Annotated in this window: 2 protein-coding genes; both read left to right on the top strand. The window is 61.1% G+C overall.

The window, feature by feature from the left end:
* Window positions 1–12: 12 nt before the first annotated feature.
* Entirely contained in the window at window positions 13–3900 is a 3888-nt protein-coding gene (locus D4A39_RS16500; protein WP_233552510.1) for a non-ribosomal peptide synthetase, read from the top strand.
* Between the two features lie 13 nt (window positions 3901–3913).
* Window positions 3914–6686: amino acid adenylation domain-containing protein (locus D4A39_RS16495; protein WP_119918568.1), on the top strand; the 2773-nt coding region annotated here is incomplete at its 3' end.

The raw sequence follows: 6686 nt of genomic DNA, 5'->3' as shown, positions 1-6686 counted from the left end.
GCGGGTGAGCGGATGTACCGCACTGGCGATCTGGTGAAATTCCGCGACGACGGCGTCATGGAATATCTGGGTCGGGTGGATCAGCAGGTCAAAATCCGTGGCTTCCGCATTGAGCTCGGTGAAATCGAAAGTCGTCTGCTGGCTTTTGACTCGATCCGCGACGCCGCCGTGGTTGCACAACCTTCCCCCACCGGTGACCGGTTGGTGGGCTACATCGTGCCACGTCACACCGTAGGAGCGGCGTTTGAGCCGCGAGCCCTGTTGGAAAGCCTGTCCCAAGCCCTGCCGGATTACATGGTGCCCAGCCAGTTGATCACACTGGAGCACCTGCCGCTGACGCCCGCAGGCAAAGTGGACCGCAAGGCGCTACCGGCTCCGCAATGGCAAACCGCCAGTGCCGGCGATGCACCGCAAACCGATAACGAAAAAATTCTGGCGACCATCTGGCAAGAGTTGCTGGGGCTGGAAGCCGTCAGTCGCGATGACCATTTCTTCAATCTGGGTGGGCATTCCCTGTTGGCGGTGCAAATGGTTAACCGCTTGCGTCATCAGCACCAGCTGGATTTGCCGCTCAATCGCATTTTTGAACAACCGCTGCTGAAACAGTGTGCGGCTTTGTGCCAGAGTGCAGCGGCCTTGCCCGCAATCCGCCCGGTGGCGCGTGGCGGCGATTTGCCGTGTTCCGCGGCGCAACGGCGTTTGTGGTTCGTGCAGCAATTGCAGCCGGAAAACGGTGCCTACCATATGCCGTTGGGGCTCGATGTGCGTGGTGAATTGCATCACGCAGCCCTGCAGCAGGCGCTGGATGCCCTGGTGGCGAATCACGAAAGCCTGCGTACCCGCTTTGTGGAAACCGCAGGGGAGCCTCGCCAGCGGATTCTGGATGAGGCCCCTGTGATCATCGACTGGCTGGATCTCACCGGCGAGGCGCTACCCGAATCTGTGGCCGGCGAACGCCAGGCGCGCACCCTGAACGCGCCGTTCGATCTGGCCAGTGATCCGTTGTTGCGCGTGCAGGTCATTCAGTTGGCCCCACAGCGCTATCAACTGTTGCTGGTCCAGCATCACATCATTGGTGATGGCGTTTCCATGCAATTGTTGATGGCGGAGCTGAGTAGCCGTTATGCCCAGGCTCATCGCGGTGATGCCATGCCACTGGTTTCTGCTCAACCGTCCGCCCGAATCCAGTACGCGGATTATGCCGCCTGGCAACAGCAGTGGCTGGCCAGTGATGAGGCCCGTGCACAACAGCAGTGGTGGGTAGAACAGTTGGGCGAGGGCGGTGAGCCGCTGGCGTTGCCCACCGACTTCCCTCGTGGTGTGTTAGTTGACACCAAACAGGGCGGGGCACGTTTACCCGTGACCTTTAGCCATGATCAGCTTGAGCGGCTGAAGCAGCGTGCCACCGAGCTGGGTTCTACGGTGTCCACCTTGTTGCTCACGGCCTGGCAGGTACTGTTGCATCGCTACAGTGGTCAATCGCAGGTGCGGGTGGGGGTGCCGGTTGCCGGCCGATTGCTGGCCGAAACCGAAACCCTGCAAGGGTGTTTTATCAATACCCTGGTCGTGCCGGCCGATTTTGTCGGCTCGCAATCGCTGGCTGAGCAGGTAGCGGTCACACAGCAGTTCATCGGCGAAGCGCAAGGGCGCCAGGCGTTGCCTTTTGAGGTGTTGGTCGAGGCGCTGGGCGTGGACCGGAATCTGGATCGTCACCCCTTGTTCCAGGTGGTGTTCAATCACCAGCGGTTGAGTGAAAACTTTGCCCCGCAATGGCCGGAAGCGGTCATCACACCGTTTGATCCGGGTGCCGCCGGTGCCCAGTTTGAACTGGCACTGGATGTCCTGGAAGACGATGAACAGCTGCAGGGGTTTATCGGTTACGACACGGCCCTGTTCCGTGCCAGCACCATTGAGCGCTTGCGGGAACATTTCCTGAGGGTGATGACGGCGCTGCTCACCCAGCCTGATCAGTCCTTGTCGGATATCGCCTTGCTGTCAGATCAGGAACAGGCCGACCAGCAAGTCTTCAATCGCACCGAAAAACGCTGGGGTGATTTTGTTGCCGTGCCGGAAAGAGTGCGTCAGCAAGCCGTGCGTTCGCCTGAGGCAGTGGCGTTGTCCATGGGCGACAGGCAGCTCAGTTATGCCGAGCTGGACCGCAAGGTAAACCAGCTGGCCAACCGCTTGCGTGCGGCCGGGGTGAAGGAAGAAGTGCGGGTGGCCATCGGCCTGCCACGATCACTGGATCTGGTCATCGGTCTGTTGGCCATTACCCGTGCCGGGGGGGGCTATGTGCCGCTGGACCCGTCCTATCCCCAGGACCGTCTGGCCTACATTCTGGAGGCATCGCAGCCGGCGTTGTTGCTGACCGACAGCCGCTTGCTGGACAGCTGGCCGCAAGCGGTGCCCATGTGGTGTCTGGATCAACTGGACGTGAGCGGGCAGGCGACCACGGCACCGTCGGTGCAGTGGCATCCGGATCAGGCGCTCTATGTGATCTACACCTCTGGCTCCACTGGCAAACCCAAAGGGGTGCTCAATACCCAGGCCGCGCTGGAGAATCGATTGCTGTGGATGCAGCAGCAATACCCACTGGATGAATCCGACTGTGTGTTGCAGAAGACACCGTTCAGTTTTGATGTGTCGGTGTGGGAATTTTTCTGGCCGTTGATGGTGGGGGCGCGTCTCGCCATCGCGCCGCCGGATGCCCATGCGGACCCGCAGTGGTTGCAGCAGGTGATGGCTGAAGAGCAGGTCACCACGCTGCACTTTGTGCCTTCCATGTTGCATGCCTTTGTGTCCGCAACAGGATTGAAAAATCTGCCGTTCCTGAAGCAGGTGATCTGTAGTGGGGAAGCGCTGGATATGGCATTGCAGGGATCGGTGTTTGCCGCCCGTGACGATGTGCAGTTGCACAACCTGTACGGCCCCACCGAAGCGGCCATTGATGTGAGTTACTGGCAGTGCCGCCCGGGCACCGGCCACACCGTGCCGATCGGCTCACCGATCAGCAATATTCAGCTGCATGTGCTGGATACCGATCTCAACCCGGTGCCGCGTGGGGTGGCCGGTGAGCTCTATCTGGCGGGCGTGGGGTTGGCGCGTGGCTATCACGGTCGCCCCGATCTGACCGCAGAGCGTTTCGTTCCCAACCCCTTTGGTGAGCCTGGCTCACGGATGTACCGCACCGGTGATCAGGTGGTGCAGCGTGCCGATGGCGTTATCGATTATCTGGGCCGCCTTGATCATCAGGTCAAGATTCGCGGTCTGCGTATCGAGCTGGGTGAAATCGAGCAGCAACTGAAACAACAGGCCGACATTGAGGATGCGGTGGTCGTGGCCCACTCCGGCCCGGCAGGTGATCAGCTGGTGGCCTATGTGGTGAGTGGCGCGTCCTCCCCGGAGGCCTGGCAGCAAGCCCTGTCGGCGGCCTTGCCGGATTACATGGTGCCGGGCCTGTTCATGTTGCTGGAGCAGATGCCGTTATCCCCCAACGGCAAACTGGATCGCAAGGCGCTACCTGAGCCGCAATGGCAGGCCCGGGAATACCGTGCGCCGGTGACCGACACCGAACAGCAACTCGCTGCGCTGTGGGAAGAGTTGTTGGGGCTGTCTTTAGCGAAGGAATCTCTGTCAGGAGAATCGCTGTCAGGAAGCGGTGCTGTCGGGCTGGACGATAACTTTTTTGCGCTGGGTGGCCATTCACTGTTAGCCACGCGGGTAGTGGCGGCGTTGCGTGATCGCTGGGGCGTGGATGTGCCCCTGCGTGCCCTGTTTGAAACCGACACCCTGCAAGCGCTGGCGGCGTTGGTGGACGAACACAACGGCGAAGCAAAGCAACAGGAACAGGATGATCTTGCTGCCATGGCGGATCTGCTGGATGACCTGGAAGATTTATGATCCGGAGTAAGGGATGAGTCTCGATAAAGTGGCACTGGCCCAGCGCTTTATGGCGCTGGAAGAAAGCAAGCAGGCCATCTTTTTGCAGAAGCTGGGTGAAAAGGGCATTCCGTTTGAGCGGCTGCCGATTGTGTCCGGGCATCGCCCTGCGCGGGTACCGCTGGCGCCGGCCCAGCAGCGGCTCTGGACGATTTATCAATTGGAGCCGGACAACACGGCGTATCACCTGACTACCGCTTTCAGTTTGAGCGGTCCGCTTGAGGTGGCGCGTTTGCTGCGCAGCCTGGAGGCGGTGGTGCAGCGACACGAGAGTTTGCGCACCGGTTTTCGGGACCACGACGGAGACGCCGAGCAGATCATCCAGTCGGCGCGGTTGCCGGTTGAGCAGCGCGATGTTCGCTCGCTGGATCAGGCTGCCCGTCAGACGCTGGCCGATGAACATGCCCGCCGTCGCTTTGTGCTGGAACGGGACTTGCCGTTGCGCGTGCAATTGTTGCAGGAAGGCGAGCAGCAATGGCGGCTGCAGTTGGTGATGCACCATCTGGTCTCTGATGGCTGGTCCATGGAGGTGTTCTTTACCGATCTCGGTCGCGCGTATCTGTCCGATGCCCCGTTGCCTCCCCTGGCGGTGCAGTATGCCGACTACGCGCTGTGGCAAAAGGCCTGGCTGGATGCCGGCGAGCGCGAGCGGCAACTGACCTATTGGCGTGAGCAGTTGCGGCTGGATCAGGGCGATAGCGTTCAGCCGCCGTTACTGATTCCCTATGACCGTCATCCGCAGCACAACGATCTTCGTCAGGCGGCCAGTGAGCAATGGTCGTTGCCGCAGACCTTGCAGGGCCGCTTGCAGGCCTTGGCGCGAGACAATGACACCACGCTCTTTACCGTGGTGTTGGCGGCCTGGCAGTGGGCGTTGGCGTCGGTCAGCGGTCGCCGGGATATTCCGGTGGGGGTGCCGATGGCAAACCGTGGCCGCAGTGAGGTTGAGGCGCTGGTGGGGTTCTTCGTCAACACCCTGGTGGTGCGAGGACAACCCGGCGCAGCCATGACCGTGGATCAGTGGGTGCAGCAGGTGCACCAGACCATGCTGGATGCCCAGGCCCATCAGGCGCTGCCTTTCGACCAGTTGGTGGCGTCGTTGGCGCCTCGTCGTGAACCTGGCGAAACCCCGCTGTTTCAGGTGCTGTTTAATTATCAGCGTCGTGATGGTGGTCGCCGCCAGCTGGATAATGAGGTCACCATCGCCCCGCAGGCGCAGGGCGTGCCCCATGCGCTGTTTGATCTTGCGTTGGATGTGCACGAAGCCAGTGACGGTGCGCTGGCGCTTACGCTGACCTATGCGGCCGACCGCTTTCACAGTGACACGGCCCGACGTTTGCAGCACGCCATGGAACAGGTACTGGCGGCTTTTGCAGGAGACCGCCAGCGGTGTTTGGGCACCGTGGACACCGCTATACAAGACTTGCCGCGTTTGCAGCAGTGGGGTGAAGGCGAAGGGTCTTATGTCCGTTATGCCGAGCTGAGTTTCCCGGCACTGTTCTCGCAGCAGGCGGCGTTGCGTGGGGAAGCTATCGCCCTGGTGCATGGCGATACCCGCGTGTCGTTTGCTGAACTGGAAGCCCGTTCCAATCGTCTCGCGCGTTATCTGGTCGAGCAGGGAGTCACCGCGGATGAAGTGGTTGGCGTAGCGTTTGCGCGTGGCGTCACCATGATCGAAGCGTTCCTGGCCGTAATGAAAGCGGGCGGGGCTTTCCTGCCACTGGATCCCGGTTACCCCACAGACCGTTTGCACTACATGCTCGAAGACAGCGGTGCCCGGTTGCTGTTGACCTCGTCGGATCTGGCGGAGACCTTGCCGCAGGTGGAGGGCGTCAGCCCGGTGTTCGTGGATCAACTGTCGCTGGCGAATACCGACGACGGTTCGCTCAATAACGAACCCCATCCCGATCAACTCGCTTATGTGATCTACACGTCCGGCTCCACCGGCAAGCCCAAAGGCGTGGCCCTCACCCACGGCGGCTTGTCCATGCATGTGCAAACCATCGGCGAGCGTTACGGCATGACGCCGGAGGATGTGGAGCTGCAGTTTGCGTCCATCAGTTTTGATGGCGCGGTGGAGCGCTGGACCGTACCACTGGCGTTTGGCTCCCGGGTGGTGATTCGCGACCAGGCATTATGGAGCGCGGAAAAATGTTGCGAGGTGCTGCAACAAGAAGGCGTCACCATCGCCTGTTTTCCGCCCAGTTATGTGGGCCCGCTGCTGGACTGGATCGAGCAGGAAAAGCCCGCACTCAGCGTTCGCTCCTGGACCCTGGGCGGTGAGGCGTTTACCCGCGAAACCTTCGAGCGCATGCAGCAAGTGCTCAAACCGCAACGCATCATCAACGGCTACGGCCCCACCGAAACGGTGGTCACGCCGATGCTGTGGGCGGCCTATGAGGATGACAGTCTGACCAGCGCCTATGCGCCCATCGGCACCGCCGTGGGGTCACGCAAACTGTATGTGCTGGATCAGGATTTGAATCGCGTGCCCGCTGGCGTAGCGGGTGAGCTGTATATCGGTAACGAAGTGGGATTGGCGCGCGGCTATCACGACCGTCCGGACCTGACCGCCGAACGTTTCCTGCCGGATCCATTCGGCGCAGCGGGTGAGCGGATGTACCGCACTGGCGATCTGGTGAAATTCCGCGACGACGGCGTCATGGAATATCTGGGTCGGGTGGATCAGCAGGTCAAAATCCGTGGCTTCCGCATTGAGCTCGGTGAAATCGAAAGTCGCCTGCTGG

The sequence above is a fragment of the Alcanivorax profundi genome (genome assembly GCF_003597125.1).
Lineage (GTDB): Bacteria > Pseudomonadota > Gammaproteobacteria > Pseudomonadales > Alcanivoracaceae > Alcanivorax > Alcanivorax profundi.
This window is presented reverse-complemented; position numbering and strand designations above follow the sequence as displayed.